At 61.0% G+C, this 22,863-nt stretch carries 18 protein-coding genes; 10 read left to right on the plus strand and 8 right to left on the minus strand.

The features are described 5' to 3' along the window. Positions 1-138: 138 nt before the first annotated feature. The 3 genes from ACNA1V_RS04805 to prpC form a co-directional block, all read right to left on the minus strand. Entirely contained in the window at positions 139-1,011 is an 873-nt protein-coding gene (locus ACNA1V_RS04805) for an isocitrate lyase/PEP mutase family protein (RefSeq protein ID WP_415832442.1), read from the minus strand. Between the two features lie 200 nt (positions 1,012-1,211). After that, a complete protein-coding gene (locus ACNA1V_RS04810) occupies positions 1,212-2,666 on the minus strand; it encodes a bifunctional 2-methylcitrate dehydratase/aconitate hydratase (RefSeq protein WP_415832443.1) in 1,455 nt (484 codons plus the stop codon). 90 nt (positions 2,667-2,756) lie between these two features. Next, the gene (prpC, locus tag ACNA1V_RS04815; protein ID WP_415832444.1) at positions 2,757-3,917 is read right to left on the minus strand and encodes a bifunctional 2-methylcitrate synthase/citrate synthase; all 1,161 of its coding nucleotides are present in this window, start codon (positions 3,915-3,917) and stop codon (positions 2,757-2,759) included. Between the two features lie 319 nt (positions 3,918-4,236). Here prpC and ACNA1V_RS04820 point away from each other — a divergent pair, with 319 nt between their 5' ends. Continuing rightward, a complete protein-coding gene (locus tag ACNA1V_RS04820) occupies positions 4,237-5,700 on the plus strand; it encodes a short-chain fatty acyl-CoA regulator family protein (RefSeq protein ID WP_415832445.1) in 1,464 nt (487 codons plus the stop codon). An 83-nt stretch (positions 5,701-5,783) separates the two neighbouring features. Here ACNA1V_RS04820 and ACNA1V_RS04825 read toward each other — a convergent pair whose 3' ends face one another. From ACNA1V_RS04825 to ACNA1V_RS04840, 4 genes are all read right to left on the minus strand, one after another. Continuing rightward, positions 5,784-8,294, minus strand: coding sequence for a PKD domain-containing protein (locus tag ACNA1V_RS04825; protein WP_415832446.1), 2,511 nt, complete (start codon positions 8,292-8,294; stop codon positions 5,784-5,786). A gap of 54 nt (positions 8,295-8,348) precedes the next feature. Then, entirely contained in the window at positions 8,349-11,126 is a 2,778-nt protein-coding gene (locus ACNA1V_RS04830) for a TonB-dependent receptor (RefSeq protein WP_415832447.1), read from the minus strand. Positions 11,127-11,238: 112 nt separating this feature from the next. After that, positions 11,239-12,207, minus strand: a complete 969-nt coding sequence (locus tag ACNA1V_RS04835) for a FecR domain-containing protein (protein ID WP_415832448.1) — start codon at positions 12,205-12,207, stop codon at positions 11,239-11,241. A gap of 52 nt (positions 12,208-12,259) precedes the next feature. After that, positions 12,260-12,772, minus strand: a complete 513-nt coding sequence (locus tag ACNA1V_RS04840) for a sigma-70 family RNA polymerase sigma factor (RefSeq protein WP_415832449.1) — start codon at positions 12,770-12,772, stop codon at positions 12,260-12,262. A 474-nt stretch (positions 12,773-13,246) separates the two neighbouring features. On the opposite strand from ACNA1V_RS04840, the gene ACNA1V_RS04845 reads away from it, so the two are divergent. The 6 genes from ACNA1V_RS04845 to ACNA1V_RS04870 all read left to right on the plus strand — a co-directional run bounded on the left by ACNA1V_RS04845 (position 13,247) and on the right by ACNA1V_RS04870 (position 18,328). Beyond that, entirely contained in the window at positions 13,247-14,080 is an 834-nt protein-coding gene (locus ACNA1V_RS04845; protein ID WP_415832450.1) for an ABC transporter substrate-binding protein, read from the plus strand. 176 nt (positions 14,081-14,256) lie between these two features. Next, positions 14,257-15,084 (plus strand): transporter substrate-binding domain-containing protein, encoded by an 828-nt coding sequence (locus ACNA1V_RS04850; RefSeq protein ID WP_415832451.1) that lies wholly within the window; start codon positions 14,257-14,259, stop codon positions 15,082-15,084. Between the two features lie 15 nt (positions 15,085-15,099). After that, positions 15,100-15,792, plus strand: a complete 693-nt coding sequence (locus ACNA1V_RS04855) for an amino acid ABC transporter permease (RefSeq protein ID WP_415832452.1) — start codon at positions 15,100-15,102, stop codon at positions 15,790-15,792. Continuing rightward, positions 15,789-16,508: an amino acid ABC transporter permease gene (locus ACNA1V_RS04860; protein WP_415832453.1), complete on the plus strand. Its 720-nt coding sequence runs from the start codon at positions 15,789-15,791 to the stop codon at positions 16,506-16,508. The genes ACNA1V_RS04855 and ACNA1V_RS04860 overlap by 4 nt, the downstream gene beginning before the upstream one ends. Next, positions 16,505-17,281: an amino acid ABC transporter ATP-binding protein gene (locus ACNA1V_RS04865; RefSeq protein ID WP_415832454.1), complete on the plus strand. Its 777-nt coding sequence runs from the start codon at positions 16,505-16,507 to the stop codon at positions 17,279-17,281. Before ACNA1V_RS04860 ends, ACNA1V_RS04865 begins: the two co-directional genes overlap by 4 nt. 18 nt (positions 17,282-17,299) lie before the next feature. After that, on the plus strand, positions 17,300-18,328 hold the full coding sequence (locus ACNA1V_RS04870) for an isopenicillin N synthase family dioxygenase (protein ID WP_415832455.1): 1,029 nt from the start codon (positions 17,300-17,302) through the stop codon (positions 18,326-18,328). A gap of 36 nt (positions 18,329-18,364) precedes the next feature. Here the strand turns inward: ACNA1V_RS04870 and ACNA1V_RS04875 are convergent, their stop codons facing one another. Beyond that, positions 18,365-19,189, minus strand: coding sequence for a sigma-70 family RNA polymerase sigma factor (locus ACNA1V_RS04875; protein ID WP_415832456.1), 825 nt, complete (start codon positions 19,187-19,189; stop codon positions 18,365-18,367). Between the two features lie 49 nt (positions 19,190-19,238). On the opposite strand from ACNA1V_RS04875, the gene ACNA1V_RS04880 reads away from it, so the two are divergent. The 3 genes from ACNA1V_RS04880 (at position 19,239) to ACNA1V_RS04890 (ending at position 22,856) form a co-directional block, all read left to right on the plus strand. After that, entirely contained in the window at positions 19,239-19,856 is a 618-nt protein-coding gene (locus tag ACNA1V_RS04880; protein ID WP_415832457.1) for an ATP-dependent Clp protease proteolytic subunit, read from the plus strand. 138 nt (positions 19,857-19,994) lie between these two features. Continuing rightward, the gene (locus tag ACNA1V_RS04885; RefSeq protein WP_415832550.1) at positions 19,995-20,618 is read left to right on the plus strand and encodes a glutathione S-transferase family protein; all 624 of its coding nucleotides are present in this window, start codon (positions 19,995-19,997) and stop codon (positions 20,616-20,618) included. Between the two features lie 135 nt (positions 20,619-20,753). Continuing rightward, complete coding sequence (locus ACNA1V_RS04890; protein WP_415832458.1) at positions 20,754-22,856, plus strand: LamG-like jellyroll fold domain-containing protein; 2,103 nt, start codon at positions 20,754-20,756, stop codon at positions 22,854-22,856. Positions 22,857-22,863: the final 7 nt, after the last annotated feature.

The following is a 22,863-nucleotide window of genomic DNA, read 5'->3' on the forward strand; positions in this document are numbered from 1 at the left end:
CCTCTCACCTCAGAACGCAAAAAAACCCAAGCCAACATTGCTGCCGGCCCGGGCTTCGATCACAACATGTGCAACGGGTAGCGAACCAGACGATGGCTTCGCCAGCTCCGCCCTCACACCAGGGAGCGTATCGAGTTCTCAGCGATACCGCTTCTCCAGTTCATCCCAGAATGGCTTGTTCACCAGCCGCTGACGTTCAAGGAAGGGGGTGACGAGTGCAGGGTCTTCCTGAACTTCCTTTTCGTCGCGCAGCACCGTGAGGGCTTTCTGCATGCCGGCGACTGCGCCTTGCAGGGCTGCGTTGGCGTACAGCACGAAGGCAAAGCCCAGGCCACCCAGTTCCGTGGCGTTGAAAATCGGGGTTTTGCCGCCGATGACGAGGTTCATGAGTTGTGGCTTGTCCACCAGCGTCGGCAAGCGTCGAACTTCTTCCTGGGTTTCCAGCGCTTCGACAAAGAGGATGTCTGCCCCCGCTTCAGCATAGCGGCCTGCACGCTCTATGGTTTCTTCAAAGCTGTGCGTGCTGCGTGCATCGGTGCGCGCCATGACCAAAAAGTCGGCGTCGCGGCGCGCATCGACAGCGGCTTTGATTTTTCCGACCATTTCATCGGCCGCGATGACTTCCTTGCCGGAAAAGTGCCCACAGCGCTTGGGGCTGACCTGGTCTTCCAGCTGGATGCAGTCGGCACCGGCACGCTCCAGCGTGCGCACGGCGTGATAGGTGTTGAGCGCATTGCCAAAGCCGGTGTCGGCATCCACCAATAGCGGAACCTCCACGGCATCGCGGATGCGGGCTGTGTGCTCGGCTATGTCGCTCAGCCCCATGAACCCTTGGTCCGGCAGACCAAAACTCATGTTGGTGACGCCCGCCCCGGTGATATAGATGGCTTCAAAGCCCAGGTCCGCAATGACCCGGGCCGACAAGGCGTTGAATGCACCCGGGACGATGATGCCGCGCCGGGCTTCGGCCAGTGCGCGCAGTTTTTTCCTTGGGGATGATGACTGACTCATTTCATGTATTCCTTCAAATTGCAGCCACTCAGATCCGTGATGCCGGCCATCCGGCACCCTGGCTTGCCCGGCAAGGCACGCCAAGGGGTCCTGATTCAACCTCGGCCAGGTGGCGAAACAGCGCCAGCCGTGGGGACTGGCGCTGCCCGGTAGATACCCGCATCAACCTGGCATCTACCTATGCCGATGGCTGGGAGGCTTCAGATCACGTAGAGATCCACGTACTCGTTGACCGGCGTGTCTTCCAGGGTGGCCTGATCCAGGCTGACCGCCAGGATGGCCTCTTGCTGACGCGTCGGGAACTGACGAGCCAGGTTGGTACGGAACTTGGCTTCAAGCAGAGGGATACCCTGCTCACGACGACGCTTGTGGCCAATGGGGTATTCCACCACGACTTCTTCCAGGCGGCTGCCATCCTTGAACTCTACCGTCAGCGCGTTGGCAATGCTGCGTTTTTCCGGGTCGTGATAGTCAGCGGTGAATTGGGTATCTTCCACGCAGTGAATCTTGGCACGCAGCGCGTCGATGCGGGCATCGGATTGCGCGAAGGCATCTTCATAATGCGCTGCCACCAGGTTGCCATGGATGAGCGGTACGGCCACCATGTACTGAATGCAGTGGTCGCGGTCTGCCGGGTTGTTCAGTGGGCCTTGCTTGTCAATGATGCGAATGCAGGCTTCATGGGTGCGGATGGTGATCTTGCTGATGTCATCAACCGATTTGCCCGCCGCCTTGAGCTTGCCGTGCAGCGTGACTGCCGCCTCAACCGCCGTCTGGCTGTGGAACTCGGCCGGGAAGCTGATCTTGAACAGCACGTTTTCCATCACGTAGGAACCGTAGCTGCGCTGGAACTTGAAGGGCTGGCCCTTGAACAGCACGTCGTAGAACCCCCAGGTTTTGGCCGTCAGCACGCTGGGATAGCCCATTTCACCTGTTTTGGCGATCAGCGCCAGACGGACGGCGCGGCTGGTGGCGTCGCCAGCGGCCCAGCTTTTGCGGCTGCCCGCATTCGGCGCATGGCGGTAAGTGCGTAGCGACTGGCCATCCACCCAGGCCAGGGAAACCGCATTGATGATTTCCTCCCGCGACAGGCCCAGCATCTCCGCCACCACCGCGGTCGAAGCCACCTTGACCAGAACCACGTGATCCAGGCCAACCTTGTTGAAGGAGTTTTCCAGCGCGATGACGCCCTGGATTTCATGGGCCTTGATCATGGCCGTCAGGACATCGCGCATTTTCAGCGGCGCCTTGCCCTGCGCCACGCGGTTGCGGCTGATCCAGTCGGCCGTGGCCAGGATGCCACCCAGATTGTCGCTCGGGTGACCCCACTCTGCCGCCAGCCAGGTGTCATTGAAGTCCAGCCAGCGGATCATGGCCCCGATGTTGAACGCGGCCTGTATCGGGTCCAGCTGGAACTGCGTGCCAGGTACCTTGGCGCCATGCGGCACGATGGTGCCGGGGACGACCGGGCCGAGCAGCTTGCGGCAAGCCGGGTACTCCAGCGCTTCCAAGCCGCAGCCCAGCGTGTCGATCAGGCAATTGCGCGCGGTCTCGTAGGCCAGCGAGGATTCGATGCGATAGTTGAGAACGTAATCGGCGATATCGACCAGAACCTGATCGGGATCGGGACGGACATTGGAAATGTGTGCGGACATGAAGGCTTCTCGTCTTTCAAAAATAGAGGGTCGTGCATGCCGGCCTCTGGGGCCGGCACAGGGTGATGGCAGCGGATGGCAGCGCGACGCTTACGCGCCGCGTTTGGCCAAGGGCACGAAAGTCTGATCTTCCGGGCCGATATAGTTGGCGCTGGGGCGGATGATCTTGCCGTCCTGGCGCTGTTCGATGGCATGCGCGCTCCATCCCGCAGTGCGGGCCAGGACAAAGAGCGGCGTGAAGTGCGCCGTCGGCACCCCCATCATGTGATAGCTCACCGCGCTGAACCAGTCGAGATTGGGGAACATTTTCTTCACATCCCACATGACGGTTTCCAGGCGTTCGGCAATGTCGAACAGGCGCAGCGTGCCGGCATCTTTGGACAGCTGACGTGCCACTTCCTTGATGACTTTGTTACGCGGGTCGCTGACGGTATAGACCGGATGCCCGAAGCCAATCACGACTTCCTTGCGCTCGACCCGGGCACGGATGTCGGCTTCGGCGTCGTCAGGGCTGGCATAGCGATTCTGGATCTCGAAGGCAACTTCGTTGGCGCCGCCATGTTTGGGGCCGCGCAATGCACCGATCGCGCCGGTAATCGCCGAATACAGATCCGCCCCGGTGCCGGTGATGACACGGCAAGCGAAAGTCGAGGCATTGAACTCATGCTCGGCATACAGGATCAGGCTGGTATGCATGGCCTCGACCCAGGATGCGGACGGTTTCTTGCCATGCAGCAGGTGCAGGTAATGGCCGCCGATGGAGTCATCGTCGGTTTCCACTTCAATACGCCGCCCATTGTTGGCATAGTGATACCAGTACAGCAGCGCCGAACCCAGCGATGCCATCAGCTTGTCGGCAATGTCGCGCGCGCCCGGCAGATTGTGGTCGTCTTTTTCGGGCTGGATCGTGCCCAGCGCCGATACATAGGTGCGCATCACATCCATCGGGTGCGTCGCGGCGGGCAGGGCCTCCAGTACGGCACGTATCTGCACTGGCAGGCCACGCAGGCTCTTCAGCCTGGTTTTGTATGCCACCAGCTCCGACTGGTTCGGCAGCTTGCCATGCACCAGCAGGTAGGCGATTTCCTCGAATTCGCTGCCATTGGCCAAATCCAGAATATCGTAGCCGCGGTAGTGCAGGTCATTGCCGCTACGGCCAACCGTACACAAGGCGGTATTGCCCGCCACGATGCCGGACAGGGCCACGGATTTTTTGGGTTTGATTCCCGTGGAAGTCGTTTCTGCACTCATGTTTTGCTCTCCTCGTTTTCCTGGCGGTGTCTGCCGCTGCACTAAGGGAACACTGAACCCCTGGGGGCCGAAGTGCTCCGCCACAATACCTGGCGCCTGAAAGCGCCTTGGAAATGCTGCCTGCCCGGTTCCCGCCTGCCGGCCGGAACCGGTGCTTCAGCGTGGGGGTATCGAATGGCCTTTTTTTATTTGCAGTCTACGCAAGCCACTTTGCCATGTCACTCTTTACAAGGCGAAATTCGGCGTACGCCAAAGACCTGTTTTGCAAATCTTGCGAATAAAATAGAAAGATCAGGATTGCCTCGGGAGGACGGCAGGCATGCGTAAAGTTTTCATGGGTGTGCGCCTGCGCCGTCTGCGCGAAGAGCACGGCATGACCCAGGCGGCGCTGGCGCGGACGCTGGGCCTGTCACCCAGCTATCTCAATCAGCTGGAAAAAAACCAGCGGCCTTTGACCATGCCGGTGCTGCTGCGGCTAAGCGAAGCCCTGGATGTCGATATCCAAAGCTTTTCCGATGACGGCGAAGCGCGCATGGTGGCTGCGCTGCGTGAAGTCACGGCCAGCCTGCCGGCCTCTGCCGTGGGCGGCACTGACGACGCGCGCATTTCGTTGGCGGAAATCCGGGAAATTGCGGCCAATATGCCTGCCGTGGGACGGGTGCTGATCCAGCTGCACCGGCGCCATCGCGAAGCCCTGGAGCGTCTGGACAGCATGGCCGAAGTCCTGGCGGGCGATGATGCCGGCGACCGTGGCCGTGCGCTTGCCGCGCCCGACCAGCCCTATGAAGAAGTGCGGGATTTCTTTTTCACGCACCACAACCACTTCGCAGAACTGGACCGCTACGCGGAACGCTGTGTTGATGAATGGGAACTGGCCGACTGCCCGCCCCCACGGCTGGCAGACCGCCTGGCGGCACGCCTGTCGGAACGCCACGGCATTGCCGTGCGTCTGCAGTCGCCCGGCGCCGGTCTGCAGCGCAGGCTTGATGAAGCCGCAGCCGAGCTATACCTCTCGCCGGCGCTGGCTCCTGGTCAGCAAGCCTTCCAGCTGGCCACGCAGCTGGCCTATCTGGAAATGGACGAGACCCTGCGCCGCATGTCGGAAGCCCCCCGTTTTTCCGGGGAAGAAGTCCGCCGCCTGGTGCGGCTGGGCCTGGCCAATTACTTCGCTGGCGCGCTGATCTTGCCCTATGGCCGATTCCTGGCTGCCGCCCAGGCGTTGCGTTACGACATTGATCTGCTGGGGCAACAGTTCGGTGTCAGTTTTGAAACCGTCTGCCACCGGCTCAGCACCATGCAACGTCCGGATGCCACCGGCGTACCCTTCTTCTTTATCCGGGTGGATCGCGCCGGCAATATCTCCAAACGGCAATCCGCCGCACATTTCCACTTCTCGCGCATTGGCGGCACCTGTCCGTTATGGAATGTCTATGAAGCGTTTTCTCATCCGGGCAGGATTCTGCGGCAATTGGCCCGCATGCCGGATGGCCGTGTGTATCTCTGGATCGCCCGTACCGTATCGCATCAAACCGGCGGTTTCGGCCAGCCGGAAAAAATGTTTGCCGTTGCCCTGGGCTGCGATATTGAACACGCCCATCGCCTGGTCTATGCGCAAGGGCTGGATCTGCACGATCCGCAGGCCCCCACGCCTATCGGCATGGGCTGTAAAGTCTGTGAACGGCCCAGCTGCCCGCAGCGAGCCTTCCCCTACATCGGCGGCAAACTCGCTGTCAGCGAGGATGTAGGAAGTTTTTCCCCCTACCCTCTGGCGCTGAGTTCATAGCGCCAGGCGCCTGCGCTCCTCGGAGATCAGTGTATTGCCAGGTCCGCACAGCCCTGGCAGGCTGCGCGGACAACGGCATTGGTTTACATATAGGTCAGCCACCCTGTCGATAGGAAGCTCCAATCCGGGCGCCCTGCAATGTCGAAGGACCAAAGCAAGGTCGCATTGAAGATCATGTCTGCATTCGGATTATCCCGCTGCAAGCGCAGGCTGAATACCACCGACTGCCCTTTTCGGATAACCATGCCCTGTTCCAACCCGTTGAAACTGGCACTGAAATCCGCCGTATCCGAGGTCGCCTTGAGGTTCCCGATGGTGTAGTCCTTATCGAAGGCCGTCAGACGGTAATAGCTTACGACGGGGTCGAATTCAGGCTCGAAGGAATAGCGGCTCACATAGTTCTGTTGCTTGTTCGGCAGCACACGCTGCACCACCTCGGTTTCATCGACAGCATCAGCCGTTTTCAGGTGTTCCAGCAACAAGGTCGGGAAGTTGGCGCGTTCTACCGCCGGCACGCTCAATGAGTACGGTCCGACCGTGATGGAACCGTCATACACCAGCGCTTCCAGCGAATAGGTGCCCGGCAGGGTAGGCGCCAAAACCTGTTTGGGGCATGACCAGCTGCGTGCCTCCAGGATTTCCGCCCAATACTGCATCAGGGTCTTGCCTGCCGTCGCCAGCGAGGCATCCGATGCCGTGCGGCCATTCTGGCATGCAGCGTCCGACGCAAAGGCAAACTTCTGGCCCGAAGGTTCGCCAGTCAGATTCCACAGATAGGTCATGGTATCGCCATCCGGGTCGTAAGCGTTGGCATCAATCGAGAACGATGTATGCACCACCACATCTTCCGTCACCTGTGTCACCCCATTGGTGTACTTGCGCCGCTCCCGCACCCCCAGCACCAGCGGCTGCTCCGCCGTATAGGGTTGATCCAGCGAAGGTCGCACCACCGGCGCATGGTTTTCCGATTTGGCCTTGATCGTGATGTATTCAGGCCGGTTATTGGCGTAATAGTTCGGGAAGCCCCATTCGTCGGTCACAGACAGGCGGGCAGTGTAGTAGCCCGGCTTGTCGAGCAGCAGCAAGGGGCGCTCCATTTTGGCATTGTCGAACGCGGCCGCGCTGCCATCGGGGCGATCCACCAACTCCCAGCGGAATACCAGACGATTGCCATCCACATCCGAACTGTTGCTGCCTGACAAGGCCGCTTTTTCACCTACCATGAAGTTGGTGTTGCCGGTGGCGCTGCTGGCCTCGGCACGCGGTGCGTGATTCGCGCCCAGTATGACGCTGTAGGTTTGCCGCACGGTATTGCTATAAGCCCCCTTGCTATCCTTGAGCCGCGCTTCAATGACATAGTCACCATCGACTTTAGGAATGAAACCGCTGTCCCAATAGGAGGTGCTCAGCGTGGCGTCTGCCACGGGGTCGAAACCGTCAGGATAGGAAATCCAGCTCCACTCATAGACATAGCTGTCGCCATCCGGGTCATGGGCAGCCCGGTCGCTGGTGAAAATGACCTTCTGCTTGCCGCGCTCGATTTCATAGCTATTGTTGCCAGAGGGCGGCAGCGGCGACGCCAGGACCGGCGGCCTGTTTTCCGCCCCTTCAGGCGGCTGGGCACGAATGCCCAGCATGACCGAAGAACGCGTCACGCCGTCATAGACATGCAGCGTTACGTAGTAAGTGGCTGCCACATCCGGCGTGAAGGTCATCGTTGCCGTGCGCTCACCCTGCATCACTGCCTTGGAACCGATAGGCAGGCCATTGGAATTGCCATTGCCCAGGAAATCCCAGCGATATTGCATGTGTGCAGTCTCGCCCGGCCGGTCTGGATCGGTGCTCAATTCCGCTCCCAGCGTCAAAGGCTCGTCACGCACAACCGTCAATGTCTTGCCATTGACGGACTCGCCATTCCTGCTGATGACGGCCACAGGCGGCACATTGGCCGCGACCACCTTGATATCGACCTCATCGGCCACGCTGACCATATCGTCGTAGCGCACTGTCAGTGCCGCCTTGTACTCACCGGTCTTGTCGGCAGTGAGTCTGGGCTTGACCAAGGTCGCATCATCCAGGCTCGCCGTGCTGCCATCGGGCCGGCTGACCAGAACCCATGCATACCTCAGCCGGGTAGCATCCCCTTGATACGGGGGCTGGCTGCCTGAGCCATCAAGTTGCACCTCACCCGGCAGGGTCGCAATATCTTCACCGGCATTGGCAACCGGTACCCTGCTGAAGGCGGTCACTGTCACTTGCGCTTCCGCGCCGCGCTGGCCGTCGGTCACCGTCAAGCCGACCAGGTAATTGCCCACACGATCCGGAGTCAGTGCGCTGCTGGGCTGCTCAGGCGTTGCCAGCACCGCTTTGCTGGCAGGTGGCTGGCCACGCAGTTTCCAGGCATAGCCCGGCGTACCGCCGGCATCGGTACTGCTGGAAAACGTGATGGTCTGGCCAACTTCAACCAGGGTTTTATCGGCGCTGATACTGACGCTGGGCGAGGCCGTGCCGTCGCCATCCCCGCCCCCGCCGCATGCCGCCAGCAATAGCGCCATGCCCAGTCCAGCCAGGGAATGTTTAAAAATGGAACTCATGAAATCAAGCCTCCGGGGGCGGTCGCCCCCTTGGAAAAATCGAAGCACAATCAATCAGAAAGAAACCGTGGCACTCAGGCGCGCCGTTCGTCCAGGTGCCGGAACCAGCCCCAGGCTAAGCGCATCGAGGTAATAGCGATCGGTGAAGTTGTCGATATTGAAGTCCACGCTAAGGCTGTCGTTCACTTTGTAAGAGGCGAACAGATCGAACACCTTGTAGGCGTGCCACTCCACCGGTGCGGTCGAAGCCAAGCCGATGTTGCTGGAAGCCTGGTTATTGTTTTCAGGCACCGGATTGCGTTTACCCATGAAGGTGCCACGCACACCCATCGTCAGGCGCTGGTCGAACAAACGTGTGCCAATAGTGGCCGTGGCATGCCACTTGGGCGGAATCATGTTGTTGATGTAGCTATTGGCAATGCCGTAGTCCGTGCAGGCATAGCGGCGGTAGCTGCCCGTCAGGCAAGTCTCGATCTTGGTATAGCGGGTCGCGCCGAAATCCGTAAACAGATAGCCCAGGTCATAGGACCCGCTGACTTCCAGGCCATTGAAGGTCGCCCTGTCGATATTGCGCATGCGCCAGAACGAATTCTGCCCGGTAGAAGTATCTTCCCAGGTATTGCTGATCGTGCGCGTCAGGTAGTTGCGCACGGTATTGCGGAAGTAGGCGAACTTCAGGCGCAGATGGTCATTCGATGTCAGGACGCCATCCTGGAACAGATTCAGGCCGAACTCGCGGTTATAGGCATGCTCAGGCTTGAGATCGGAATCCAGTGTCGGCGTTACGGAGAAACCGCTGGAACTTTCGAACAGGCTGGGCATACGGATCGCTTCGGCGTACAGGCCATAGACCTGCCAGCCATCGGCAAACTCCCAGGTTGCACTGAGACTGGGCGTCACGCCTGTCTTGCGGTTGCTGTAGAACACCGGATCGCAGCGACCGTCGTTGTCCATGTCCACGCAATAGGCGCTTTCTTCGTCGATCTCGATGGCATTGTCATCCTGCACCCGGAAACGCGTATAGCGCAGGCCAGCATCAAGCGTCACGCTATCGACCGGTTTCCATTGCAGGGAAGTGAACAGACTGTATTCGGTGCGCTTGCCATCACGATAAAAGCTGTTATCCGCCTGCTGGGTATCGCCCAGCGCATGCGAACCGATCTTTTCCCATTGCGCGGAGGCGCCATAATCCAGGCGGATACTGCCGAGCCGGTAGATCATCATGGTATTGGTGAGATCCAGGCCGCGGCGCTTGTATTTTTCCCGGCCATTGAGCGAACCGCCTGATACCTGACCCACGGTTTCGGAATAGTTCCGGTTGAGCGTATCGGTATCCGTCAGCCAGGCATTCAGGCGCAAGTCGATCAAATCGTTGTCCTGCGGATTCCAGCGATAGCGTGAGGTATAGGTCTTGACCGTCACTTCGCTGTTTTCCGTCTGCTCGGCATTGCCGAACCAGATCAGCTGGGACGGCATCAGCTGGCCATAGCTGCTGTCATAGCGCATGAAACCCAGCTCCAGTTCCTGGTCGGCCGGCAGCCAGGTCTTGGCCTTGAGCAGCGTGGAATTGCTTTCGTAGTTGCTGTTGACGATCAGCTCTTCACCACGAAAACGCGATGCGCCCTCCAGTTTGGGCACCACCTGCGTATAGAAACCCCGGTTGTATTTTTCGCTGAGATCCAGCCAGGGCGTTTGCCCATGTTTGCCGGCGTAATAGTTGCCCTGTTCCCGGTGCGCATAGGCGGCCAGCAGATCCAGATTGTCAAAACGCTTGGCGATGGCAATGCTGCCGGCATAGCTTTTGGGCTTGAACGTGCCCGGCCGATTCATGGTTTCATCGGTCGGGTACAACTGCGCGACATCCGAGCCCTGGCACAGCCAGGCGCTGGCGCAATCCTGGCGATACTCCGTCACGCCGCCCAGCAAACCGCCGACCGAACGGTAACCGGACTGGGTACCGGGCTCCACCGCCGCGCCGCTGTTGTTGCCGATGGCACTGCCGCGCATGCGAATGCCGAAGGTTTCGCCATCCTTGACGATGTCGGCCGCTTCCAGGGTACGCATGCTCACCAGGCCGCCAATCGCGCCACTGCTCTGCGCCGTCATGGTCACGCCCTTGTCGATCTGGATACCGCCGATCAGATCCGGATCGACATAACTGCGCGACGACACGCCGGAGTAGCCACGGTACACCGTGGTTTCCTGACGTGCGCCATCAATCAGCACCGGCACCCGCCCCTGCCCCTGCATGCCGCGAATATTGATATCCAGGCCGCCGCTATTGCGGTTTTCGCCCACCAGCACACCAGGAGTGCCCTTGAAAATGTCGCCGACCGAGGTCCCCCGGAAGCGCTCGATATCGTCGCGTGAAATATAGCTGGAAGAACCTGCCTTGCGATAAGCATCATCCTTGGGAGAGAGGTCGTCACCCGTCACGATGACGGTATCAAGCACCGCCGCATTGCCGGCCTGGGGTGCGGCCCGCAGCAGAAAACTGCCATCCTCCAGCTGCCTGGCCTCCAGGCCGGTGCCCGACAACAGGCGCGTCAGGCCTTCAGCGGGCGAAAAACGCCCCTGCAGGCCACGGCTTTCCAAACCCTGGGTCAACGCCGGCGCACTGCCGACCATCACCCCAGCCTGTTGGCCGAACTGCCCCAGCACTTCATTCAAGCGTCCCGGCGCAATGCTGAAATCCTGCAGACCGGCCGCGGCCGCAGTCTCTGCCGCATCGGCGGCAGGCATGCCGGCGCCGGGCAGATATCCCAGCCCCAGGAAGACGGTAATCAGGCAGGCCCGCGTCACGTTGGGACGGGGAAGGAAATTAACTGGCATGGCGGCGGCATTCCATCAAAACGGTTGCTGGCGCCCAGGGCATCCCCGGACGCTTCAGTTCTGTTGTCGCTTGACGCAGCCAGATACGCCGTATTGCTTACAATTCTTACAATCAGCCGGATAAAGGCTCGACCGTGATCCAGAACCGGGAGCGTCTGCGCACCCTGACGGGCAGGATTTGCGCCAGCAGTGACAAAGAGGCTTCGGTATCCTCCACCGAAAACACGCCCACTACCGGTAAGTCCGCAATGGCAGGATCGCAATACAACCAGCCACGGCGGTAACGCCCCAACTCTTCCAGAAAGCGATGCAGCGGCAGATTGTCCGCCACCAGCATGCCATGCTCCCAGGCCGCCGCATTGCGCGATGCCGGCGTTACCGGCAATTCAGGGCCTTGCTGCCCGAAACTCAGGCGTTCGCCAGCCTGCACGCGCACGGCAGCTTCGCCCTCGGCCTGCAAGGGCCACCAATCCACCGCCCCCTGCATGACGGTCAGCTCGTATTGCCGGGCGCTGTGTTCCCGCACCACGAAGCGCGTGCCTACCGGCTGCAACACACCGCTGGCGGTCTGCAGCAGAAAAGGCCGCCCCTGACTGTCCACGGCTGTCTCGATCAGGATTTCCCCCTGCAGCAGCGTCACGCTGCGCACCGCCGCGGAATACTGCACATCCACGGCCGATCGGGTATTCAGGTAGATCAAGGTGCCGTCATCCAATTCCAGGATACGGCGTTCACCAGGCTGGCTGGCGGCATCAGCCAGCCATACGGCAGAGGCCTGACGCGCCGGGCCGGCCCCATACCAGATGCCAGCCAGCGCAGCGCCCCCGACCACGCCGCGCAGCAGACCTCGGCGCGCTGCCTTGTGCTGGGCCCGGCCCAGCACCTCGCGCACATGCGGCGCCCCGGCCGCTCCCAGGTTGTCCTGCAGCATCATGCCCAGGCCGGTTACCCGTTGCCAGGCGATTTCATGCCGGGGGTCTGCGGCGCGCCAGCGGCAACAGGACTCCTGATCCTGTTGCCCCGCCCCTGCCTGTATGCGTGCCGCCCACATGGCGGCCTGACGGATGATGCCGCGATCCATCGGTGTTTCATCAGCGGGCGCAACACCCGCCCGCACAGGGGAAGCCGGCCGGTCAGACACAGTCATAGACAGCGAAATAACATTGTTCCAGGCCACGCGCGACGGCCTTTTGCACCGCATTGGCCGTCACGCCCAGCTGCGCAGCGATTTCCTTGTGAGAGAGCCCGTCGATTTGCGCCATCAGGAATATCTGCCGGGTTCGCAACGACAGGCCATCCAGGGCTTTCCAGACCGCCAGCAGCGACTCAAGAATCAGATACTGCGTTTCTGCGGAATCGCAGCAAGGTTCAGGCTGATTGGCCATGACTTCTTCCCAGGCCTGCTCCAGCGCGCGCCGGCGGAAATGCGAAGCAACCAGACGCGAAGCAATGGTACTGAGATAGGCACGGGGTTCCAGCAGATGCGCCAGATCCACGCGCAGCAGCCGTTCAAAAACGTCCTGCGCCAGATCAGCGGCCTGATGATTGTCCCCCAGGCGCCGGCGCAACAATGACACCAGCCAGGCATGATGCTCGCGGTACAGGCCATGTACGATTTGATCGCGTTGCGCAATGTCGCCAGCCATGTTTCGGTACCTTACTCCAGGGGAAAATTCTTCCGCCTCGGCAGCAGGCGGCTACAGACTGGACCGGAGCGCCAGGCGCACAATCTGATAACACGGTATATCCCACCCGCAGCCCAGATTTGAAATGATAATACTTATTATCAACAGATGTATATGCCCACGGAAATTTTGGCCTATCCCATCTGTCTGCGTTGTTTTTTCGTTTCTCAGTTTTCTCTGCTATGCCACCAGGCGATCCCACCGACGCGGGTCATGCCGCCAAGGCATGACGCCATCACGCATCTCCCCGGATTCCGGCGGGTTCCACCCTGTCTGCACTAAGCCGCCCGCCCCTTCCAGGTGCCTCGCCTGCCCCGGCGCCCGCCCGTCCAGGCCAAATAAAAAGATATCCTTTGTTTATATGAAAATGTGATTTCATAATTTTCTGTCCTATTGATAGTCTTGCAATCACTCAACGTGAATCAGGGATGCAAGATGAAATTCCGCCGTTTATTTTCCGTTCTGGCTGGCTCCGTGCTTGGGCTGGCAGCGCTCTCGGCACAGGCCGACCAGCTCGATGACATCAAGCAGAAAGGCGAACTGGTCGTAGGCGTGCTGGGCACGGACGAGCCGGCAACCTTCATCGACCCCAAGACCCGCCAGTTCATCGGCTATGAAGTCGATCTGGCGACCGAAGTGGCCAAGGCCATCGGCGTCAAACCGGTCTTCAAGCAAGTGGCCGTCGCGGCGCGCATCCCTGAATTGCAGCAAGGCCATGTCGATCTGATCGCCGCCGGCCTGACCCATAACAAGGAACGCGAAGAACTGATCGACTTCTCCGTCACCACGTTCGTGACGGGCCAGAAGGCACTGGTACGCGCCGACAGCGGCATCACCGATCTGTCCGGCCTGGAAAACCGCAAAGTCGTGACTATCCGCGGCGGCACGCAGGAGCCCAATATCCGCAAAGCCGTACCGGGCGTCGATGTCGTCACCTTCGATACGAGCCAGCAAGCCTTCCAGGCGCTGCAACAGCGCAAGGGCGTAGGCTATGTCGATGACGAAGCCGCCCTGTTGCGCGTCTATGCCAAGCTGGGCGACGCCAAGAAAGACTACGTGGTGCTCAAGGACAATCTGAGCCAGGAATCGTTGGCTTTTGGCATCCGCAAGGGCGAGACCTCGCTGAAGGCCGTTGTCGATGAAACGCTGCGCGGCCTGGAAAACAGCGGCGAAGCCGAGCGCATCTTCTTCAAGTGGTATGGCCCGGACACCAAGTCGCAATTCGAATCCCGCGACTTCAAGCTGGACACCGACCAGATAGACGGCTGATCCATGAAGCTTTGAACCGGCAGCGGCCCGCATGGCAACCATGTGGGCCGCTCGGCCGTTTCTTCTTCTGCCGCCCTCGGCAGGCTTCCTCCCGCTGCCGCTGCCCTTCATTTCTCTTGCGTCGCGTTTTTCCTGCTTTCCGCAGTCCGACCCGAGACCACAGGAACCGTTTTCTCATGATCCGAAAATTTGCCCAGGCTGCAAGCTTCGCCCTGACTGCCCTGCTGACCCTGCCCGCCGCCCAGGCCGATCAGCTCGACGACATCCGTGCCAAGGGCGAGATCGTCATTGGCGTGCTGGGAACGGCGGAACCCTACAGTTTCATCGACCCGCAAAGCCGCCAGCTGGTCGGCTATGAAATCGACCTGGGCAATGAAGTCGCCCAGGCGCTGGGCGTTAAACCCGTTTTCCGCCAGATTGCCGTGGCGGCGCGCATTCCTTCGCTGCAGCAAGGGCATGTCGATATCCTGGCCGCAGCGCTGGCTCGCATTCCCGAGCGTGAACAGCAGATTGATTTTTCCCTGCCCACTTTCGTGACCGGCCAGAAGGTGCTGGTGCCGCATCGTACCGGCCTGCAGCACGTTGCCGAGCTGGATGGCCGCAAGGTCGTCACCATCAAGGGCGGCACGCAGGAAGACAATATCAAGGCCGCCGTCCCTGGCGTGACGGTCGTCAGCTTCGACAGCGCGCCGCAAGCCTTTCTTGCCTTGCAGCAAGGCAAGGCCGAAGGTTTCGTGGACGATGAATCCGGCCTGATCGGCGTCCTGTCCAAAGCCGGCCCCAAGGCCAAGGACTATGTCATCCTGCCCGAACGCGTCAGCACCACCACGGTCGGTATCGGCCTGCGCAAAGACGAACCGGCGCTGCGTACTGCCGTCAATGAGGCGCTGAGTGCACTGGAGCAGGATGGCAAGGCGGAAAGCCTGTTCTTCAAATGGTATGGCCCGGAAACCCGTCATGGCTTCACGCAGCGGGATTTCCGCTTCGAGGCCTCGCAGCCCTGACGCCAGCAGGTGACCATGGGTTTCGATCTTTCCATGCTGATGGGCGGCCAGTATCACGAGATGCTGATGGCCGGCCTGCGGCTGTCGCTGCTGCTGTTTGTCATCTCGCTGGCCTGTGCGCTGCCGCTGGCCGTCATCGTGGCGCTGATGCGTTTGTCACGTTTCGCGCCGCTGCGTGCACTGGGCATGGCCTATGTCGAAGCGATCCGCAATGTGCCTTTGCTGGCGCAGATGCTGTTCTGGTATTTTGGCGCCCCCGAACTGCTGCCCGAGAGCGTGCGTTTCTGGCTGTATGACGGCGAAATCGAAGCCGTCGCCGCCATCGTGGCGCTCTCGCTCTATACCGCTGCCTACATGGCCGAAGATATCCGCAGCGGCATACGCGCGGTGGCGCCTGTGCAATCCGAGGCAGCCCGGGCCTTGGGGCTCAGTTATCTGGAAAGCATGCGCCTGGTCATCCTGCCGCAAGCTGTCCGCATTACGGTGCCGCCGCTGATTTCCCAAACGCTGAATCTCTGGAAGGGCACCAGCATTGCGACCGTCATTGGCGTATCGGAACTGATGTATCAGGCGGGCCAGGTGGAAAGCGCAAGCTTCCGCAGTTTCGAGGCCTTCGCCTTCGCATCGGCCTCCTACCTGGGCTTGTCATTGCTCATCACCGCGCTGGCCGCCTGGTACCAGCACCGTTATCCGGCGAGGGCGCTATGAGCTTTCTGGAAATCATCGACACCTATTGGCTGTACTTCCTGATCGGCCAGTATCCCAATGGCCCGCTGGGCGGGCTGGCACTGACCTTGGTGCTGGCCGCATCCGCCCTGTTGCTGGCCTTCCCCCTGGGCGTGGTCCTGGCTTTTGCGCGCCTGAGCCCATGGCGGCTGCTGCGCTGGCCCGTCACCGGGCTGGTGTTCGTCGTGCGCGGCACGCCGCTGCTGATGGTCGTGTTCTGGGCCTATTTCTTTCTACCCAGCGTGACTGGTGTGAAGACCGACCAGTTCGGCACCATGCTGATCGCCCTGGTGATTTTCGACGCTGCCTATCTGTCCGAGATCGTGCGCGCCGGGATCCAGGGGCTGCCCCAGGGGCAGATGGAAAGCGCGCGCTCGCTGGGCCTGGGCTACTTCCGCGCGATGCGTTACGTCGTCTTGCCGCAGGCGCTGGTCAATATGCTGCCCTCGCTGGTGAACCAGTTTGTTTCCACCATCAAGGAAACCTCGCTGGGCTATATCATCGGCCTGTCCGAAGTTTCGTTCGTCACTTCGCAGATCAACACCCAGGTCATGACCCATCCGGTAGAAATCTATCTGGTTCTGGGGCTGACCTACTTCCTGCTGTGCTTCGCGCTGTCGCGCTGCGCCTACGCCATGGAACGGCGTCTGGCGCGGCGCCCGCAGGTACAGCAAGAACCCCAAGGAGTTCCCGCATGAACATGATCCAGTTCGACAACGTCAACAAATGGTACGGCAAGTACCAGGCGCTGACCGAGATCAATGAAACCATCGCCAAAGGCGAGGTGGTCGTCGTCTGCGGACCGTCCGGTTCCGGCAAATCGACGCTGATCCGTACCATCAACCGTCTGGAACCGATACAGTCCGGCACCATTCGCGTGAACGGCCAGGATATCTACGATCCCAAGCTGGATTTGAACGAATTCCGCTCGCACATCGGCTTTGTCTTCCAGCAGTTCAATCTGTTCCCGCATTTGAGCGTGCTGGAGAATTGCACGCTGGCCCCGATACGCCTGCGTGGCCTCTCCGCTGCCCAGGCCCGCAGCCGCGCCATGGCCCTGCTGGAACGCGTCGGCCTGTCCGCCAAGGCCGACGCCATGCCGCACTCGCTGTCCGGCGGGCAGCAGCAGCGCGTGGCGATTGCGCGTGCGCTGGCCATGGAGCCGCCATTGATGCTGTTCGATGAGCCAACCAGCGCACTGGATCCGGAAATGGTCAGTGAGGTGCTGCTCGTTATGCGCGACCTGGCTCGCGAAGGCATGACCATGGTGTGCGTCACCCACGAAATGGGCTTCGCCCGCGAAGTGGCTGACCGCATTATTTTCATGGATGCCGGACAGGTACTGGAACGCGGAACGCCCAAGGATTTCTTCGAGCGTCCCCAGCATCCCCGCGCACAGAAGTTCCTGGCGGATATCCGCTCCCCCTTCGCCACACCGACGGCCGAGTCTGCCCCGCAGGCCAGCGTCTGATTTCCGCCCGAGACCCTCATGAGCACCCCCACTGCATCCCCCTCCGCCATCAGCCTGCCCATCATCAATGTTGCCGCACTGCGTGACGGCCATGACACCCACGGACGCGCCCAGGTGGCGGCACAGATCCGCGCGGCCTGCCGCGAACATGGTTTTTTCTATGTCAGCGGCCATGGCATCGACCCTGCGCTGATCAGCCGCCTGGAGCAGCTGAGCCACGAGTTTTTCAACCTTGATGAAGCCACCAAGCTGCAATGGCGCATGGCGCTGGGCGGCAGTGCCTGGCGCGGTTATTTCCCGCTGGGTGGCGAGCTGACTTCCGGCCGCCCGGATTGGAAGGAAGGCCTGTACCTGGGCACGGAACTGCCCGCCGAGCACCCGCTGGTACAAGCCGGTACGCCTGTCCATGGCGCCAATCTGTTCCCGGATGTCCCCGGCCTGCGCGACACCATTCTGACGTACATGGCTGCCACGACGGCGCTGGGCCATCATTTGATGGAGGGGATCGCGCTCAGCCTGGCGCTGCCCGCCAGCTACTTCCATGATCGCTACACCGCCGACCCGCTGATCCTGTTCCGTATTTTCAATTATCCCTCGCAAGCCGTACCGGCAGGCATGGATGTGCAATGGGGCGTGGGCGAGCATACCGATTACGGCCTGCTGACCATTCTGTTGCAGGATCATATCGGTGGCCTGGAAGTCCGCACCCCAGGTGGATGGATCGACGCGCCCCCGGTGCCGGGCACCTTCGTCTGCAATATCGGCGACATGCTGGATCGCATGACCGGCGGGCTCTACAAATCCACGCCGCATCGGGTCAAGCGCAATACCTCGGGCCATGACCGCCTTTCCTTCCCCTTGTTCTTCGACCCGAACTTCTTCGCCCGTGTACAGCGTATCGAAGACCTGGCCGATGCGCCGGCGCAGGACGACAGCGCCGAACGCTGGGATCGCGCCAATGTCCATGCCTTCAACGGCATTTATGGCGATTACCTGCTGGACAAGGTATCCAAGGTGTTCCCGGAGCTGCGCCGCGAAGTGCTGTGAAGCGTCGCCGGCCTGGCCTGCCCGGCCAGCGCCGGCTTACACCGTGGCAAGCATCAGGCGGTGCATCCGGGCTTCCGCTGTGACAGGCAGCTGCCGCCAGCCGGGCAGGCCTGTTTCCAAATAGGCCAGCAAGGCGTCAAGATGGTAAGGCCTGCCCGATCCGCCCGGCGCTGCGGCCACCATGCCCTCGCGGGACGAAAGTGCCAGCGCTGCGTTCGTTCCCGACATCTGCGGCCGCGCCGTGCGCAAGACGGCAATGAGACCTGCCGGTTCGCGCTGCGCCAATGCCTGACTGCACACGGCAAACAGGCTGGCGTATTCTTCTTCTGCCATCAGGGCCACTGCTGCCGCACCGCCAGTCGGCGCGCCGCGCAAGCGTTGCAGCCAGCGGTGCATTTGCTGGCGTGCCGCAGTTTCGTTGCGGCCTGACCAGTTTCCCAATTCGGCATGACCGAAGCCGAAGACTTCATACAGGATGACTGCTGCGACGGCAGGCGCTTCCAAGTTCAGGATCAGCAAAGCCAGCGCCTGTTCGACCCGCTGGTTCTGCTCTGTCTGTTGCGCCGGTTCCCATGCAGCCGCGTCAGGCGACGATACCAGCTCCTGGGCCAGGACCGACTGATAGCGCCCCTGGCGACGCCATGCATCTATGCAGAGGCGATGAAGCACAGTGACCAGCCAGGCCTCCCGGCCTGACGCGCTTTCCGGCAGCTCCCCTGTCGCCGTGCGCAGATAGGTTTCCTGCACCATATCCTCGGCTTCGGCGCGGTCGCTGGCCCAGCGATAGGCCAATTTCAGCAGGCGCTGCCGCAAGGCGTCATCATCAACCAAAGGATGTTTGGAAAGAGGTGTCACGTTCATGGGCGCTCATTCGTTTAGCAGGAGAAATTAACACGCCCAGGAGGCACTCATGATCGCAAGCCATTTCCCTTTCGCCCTAGAAAACGAAAACGCCAATCCCGCGCCCGGCAGCCAGAACAGCGCTTTTCTCGAAGAAAAGGCGTTTCGCGCTCGCACCGTGCTGGTGTTCGGCACGATTACGGATGTGCTGGCTGCGGAAACGGTCAGGCGGCTGCTGGCGCTGGACGCGGAGTCTGCCGCCCCGATCGACATGATTGTATCTTCGCCCGGCGGCCATCTGGAGTCAGGCGATGCCATTCATGATGTGGTGCGTTTCATCGACGCACCTGTGAATATGATCGGTACGGGCTGGGTCGGCAGCGCCGCCACGCATTTGTACCTGAGCGTTCCCCGCGAACGCCGTGTCTGCCTGCCCCAGACGCGCTTCCTGATTCATCAGCCCAGCGGCGGCGCGGGCGGTCGTGCCAGCGATATGGCCTTGCAGGCCAAGGAGATCATCAAGGCGCGCGAGCGTATCGCGGCCGTGATCGCCCGCCAGACCGGCCAGCCGCTGGAGCGGGTGCGGGAAGATATCGAGCAGGATCTCTGGATGCCTGCTGTCGATGCCGTCGCCTATGGCCTGGTGTCGCGCATTATCGAGCGGCGCAGCGAGCTGGCACAGCCCTGAAGCCGCCCTGCCTGCGGCGATAGGCTCACACCCGCATTGGGCATGACACATGACAGCGACCCGCTACGGCAGTACGCTGTCGCCACGATTGCATCTTCGGGCGGCCTCGCCGCCCTGATTTCCTTTTCTGAGACCGCCATGCTGACCATTCTAGGCAAACGTTCTTCCATCAACGTCCGCAAGGTGATGTGGGCCTGTGACGAGCTGACGCTCGCCTGGCGGCAGGAGGACTGGGGCAGCGGATTCCGCGATACCCGTTCGCCCGAGTTCCTGGCCCTCAATCCGAATGCGATGGTACCGGTGTTGCGCGATGGCGATTTTGTGCTGTGGGAGTCCAATAGCATCCTGCGTTATCTGGCGAACCGCTACGATGGCGAGGTGCTATATCCCCGCGCCGCCCATGCCAGGGCTCGGGTCGATCAGTGGCTAGATTGGCAGGCATCTGACTTGAATCGTTCCTGGAGCTATGCGTTTATGGCCTTGGTAAGAAAATCTCCCCAGCATACGGATCCGGTTCAGGTGCAGGCGTCTCTGGATGCCTGGCGTGGTTTCATGCAAGTGCTGGATGCGCGTTTGGAAAAAACCGGGGCGTTTGTTGCGGGCGCAGGTTTCAGTTTGGCGGATATTGCTGTCGGCCTGTCCGTGAATCGCTGGTTTGCAACGCCTATGGATCATCCTCGCATGCCAGCGGTCATGGATTATTTCGCCAGATTGAAGGAGCGACCCGGCTTCTTGCTGCACGGGAGTAATGGCGTGCCTTGAGAGGCGCCTGCCGGAAGACTGCGGCGTTGACCTGAAGAAAGTGAGTTGCCTTGCCTCCTGATTGCCCTGTCACGGTGCTGACATGCAAGAACAGTACAAACGGGTCTTTCTTTTTTGGTTGGGTGTTTTCGCATCATGTCTTCTTCCTCTTCAGATCCATCTGTTCCTTCGCCGGCACCTGCCGATTCGTCACGCCGCCGCCTGCTGCGCGGCAGTCTGGCCGCAGGGCTGTTGCCGGTGGGTGGTTCGGTGTTGCTGACAGCCTGTGGCAGCGGTCACGACAGTGACGAGAACAGCGGCACGCAACCTGGTCCGGAAACCGGGGGCGCGTCCCGTTTTGCACTGGCTGTCCTGCCGGATACCCAGTTCTATTCCCGTTACGCCACACCCGACGAGAGCAGCCAGTACAGCCGCAAGTTCGGCAGCGAACCATTCATGGCGCAGACCTACTGGATTGCCGAGCACGCCCGCGAGCTCGGCATTGCTTTCGTCGCCCACCTGGGCGATGTCGTCGATCAGGTTCGCAAGCCCGATCAATGGAAGGTGGCCGACCAGGCCATGCGCGTACTGGAAACCGGGAAAGTGCCCTATTCCATTCTGGCGGGCAATCATGATGTGCTGAGCGATCGCGGCTATGTGGATGCCAGCAGCCAGCAAAGCGGCACCGACGCCCAGCGCGACCTGGCCGCCGAGCCCTATCTGCAGTGGTTCGGCCCGGCGCGTGCCAAATGGCAGCCGACCTTCGGCGCCCGCGATGGCAGCGGCTTTCATGAATACCATATCTTTGAAGCCGAAGGGCAGCAGTTCATGGTGCTGTCGCTGTCCTGGCGCGTGTCCGATGCCGGTATCGAGTGGGCGCGCCAGGTGATCGCCAAACACCCGACGGTGCCGGTCATCCTGGTCAACCATCAATTGCTCAATATCGACCGAGATGGCGTCAGTCCGCTGGAAACGCCCTATGGCCTGATGCTCTGGGACAAGCTGATCCGCGACAATGACCAGATTTTCATGACGCTCAATGGCCACCACCATGGCGCAGCGCATCTGACCAAAAAGAACGATTTCGGCCACAATGTCGAGCTGATGGTGGTCGATTACCAAATGGCCTATCAAGGCGGCAATGGCTTGATGCGGCTGTATGAGTTCGACCTGACCCATAATCTGATCGACATCCTGTCGTTCTCGCCCTGGGTTGTGCAGAAACCTGCCGATACCTTGACGCGCTTCGATCAGGCCGTTCTGACTGCCGGCAATGAACGCCTGACGATTTCGATGAATTTTGCAGAGCGCTTCTCAGGTTTCAATAAGGCGTTCGCCGCCGGCCAGGGCAAACGTTCGGCCATTGTGGCCCAGACCAGTGCGTTGATTCTGAGCGGCTATACCGAACCGGAAGTCATCGAGCCGCGCCCACCCGTGGATAGCGATGATTACGCCCATGTCGCCGCGACAGTCGCCCACTGGCGCTTTTTTGGTGGCAGCGCGGGCACGCCCGTGCCGGTTGACCATGTCATTGCCGATGAGACCGGATCCAATCCGATTCGCCGCGCGGCGCTCAATAGCGAGCGTGGCGTGAGCTCGGCGCGGCTGGAGGATCTGCTGTGGTCGGACGACCGCCACCACCTGTCGGCTGCCCCCGGCTCGGTGCGCTTTCTCAATACCAATAAGCGTGAGGGCCGGCTGAGCTATTTCCTGACAGAGGCCACCGCGGCGCTCAATGCCATGGAATTCGCGGATAGCGGCTACACCATCGAAGCCTTCGTGAAGCTCGACAAAGACTGGAACGCCAGCCTCCATGCCTGGATGAATATCATGACGCGCGACGGCATGCGTGGTTCGGTTCCGGGCTTTGCTGGCGGAGATCCGGAATCTCCCCCGCTGCTGTTTGCCGTATCCAGCCTGCGGGAAATCCAGTGGGAAGTGGTGACGGCGCAATCGGGCAGCCGCGCGCCGCAGGCCAGCTGGTCGGGCGAGATCATGGCCGATACCTGGGTGCACATCGCCATCGTGGCCGACCCGGCCACCAAGGAGAGCACCATGTATATCGAGGGTGCGCCGGTACTGCGCAATTCCGGCAATGCCAGCGGCCTGGCCTCGGCCGGCGCCGCGATGCCGTGGGTAATCGGCGCAGGCAGTTGGGAGGGCGAACGCACCGATGGCTTCTTCGGCCAGCTGGGCGAAGTTCGTGTCGCCGCCACGCCGCTGGCCCCGGAGCAATGGCTGACGGCACGTCGCAGTTAAGCCTCAG

Source organism: Kerstersia similis, assembly GCF_965139615.1.
Classification (GTDB): domain Bacteria; phylum Pseudomonadota; class Gammaproteobacteria; order Burkholderiales; family Burkholderiaceae_B; genus Kerstersia; species Kerstersia similis.

Bases quoted from the DNA above. Each gene is read 5' to 3' on its own strand.
- ACNA1V_RS04805 (WP_415832442.1), bottom strand. From the start codon at position 1,011: ATGAGTCAGTCATCATCCCCAAGGAAAAAACTGCGCGCACTGGCCGAA.
- ACNA1V_RS04810 (WP_415832443.1), bottom strand. From the start codon at position 2,666: ATGTCCGCACACATTTCCAATGTCCGTCCCGATCCCGATCAGGTTCTG.
- prpC (WP_415832444.1), bottom strand. From the start codon at position 3,917: ATGAGTGCAGAAACGACTTCCACGGGAATCAAACCCAAAAAATCCGTG.
- ACNA1V_RS04820 (WP_415832445.1), top strand. From the start codon at position 4,237: ATGCGTAAAGTTTTCATGGGTGTGCGCCTGCGCCGTCTGCGCGAAGAG.
- ACNA1V_RS04825 (WP_415832446.1), bottom strand. From the start codon at position 8,294: ATGAGTTCCATTTTTAAACATTCCCTGGCTGGACTGGGCATGGCGCTA.
- ACNA1V_RS04830 (WP_415832447.1), bottom strand. From the start codon at position 11,126: ATGCCAGTTAATTTCCTTCCCCGTCCCAACGTGACGCGGGCCTGCCTG.
- ACNA1V_RS04835 (WP_415832448.1), bottom strand. From the start codon at position 12,207: ATGGATCGCGGCATCATCCGTCAGGCCGCCATGTGGGCGGCACGCATA.
- ACNA1V_RS04840 (WP_415832449.1), bottom strand. From the start codon at position 12,772: ATGGCTGGCGACATTGCGCAACGCGATCAAATCGTACATGGCCTGTAC.
- ACNA1V_RS04845 (WP_415832450.1), top strand. From the start codon at position 13,247: ATGAAATTCCGCCGTTTATTTTCCGTTCTGGCTGGCTCCGTGCTTGGG.
- ACNA1V_RS04850 (WP_415832451.1), top strand. From the start codon at position 14,257: ATGATCCGAAAATTTGCCCAGGCTGCAAGCTTCGCCCTGACTGCCCTG.
- ACNA1V_RS04855 (WP_415832452.1), top strand. From the start codon at position 15,100: ATGGGTTTCGATCTTTCCATGCTGATGGGCGGCCAGTATCACGAGATG.
- ACNA1V_RS04860 (WP_415832453.1), top strand. From the start codon at position 15,789: ATGAGCTTTCTGGAAATCATCGACACCTATTGGCTGTACTTCCTGATC.
- ACNA1V_RS04865 (WP_415832454.1), top strand. From the start codon at position 16,505: ATGAACATGATCCAGTTCGACAACGTCAACAAATGGTACGGCAAGTAC.
- ACNA1V_RS04870 (WP_415832455.1), top strand. From the start codon at position 17,300: ATGAGCACCCCCACTGCATCCCCCTCCGCCATCAGCCTGCCCATCATC.
- ACNA1V_RS04875 (WP_415832456.1), bottom strand. From the start codon at position 19,189: ATGAACGTGACACCTCTTTCCAAACATCCTTTGGTTGATGATGACGCC.
- ACNA1V_RS04880 (WP_415832457.1), top strand. From the start codon at position 19,239: ATGATCGCAAGCCATTTCCCTTTCGCCCTAGAAAACGAAAACGCCAAT.
- ACNA1V_RS04885 (WP_415832550.1), top strand. From the start codon at position 19,995: ATGCTGACCATTCTAGGCAAACGTTCTTCCATCAACGTCCGCAAGGTG.
- ACNA1V_RS04890 (WP_415832458.1), top strand. From the start codon at position 20,754: ATGTCTTCTTCCTCTTCAGATCCATCTGTTCCTTCGCCGGCACCTGCC.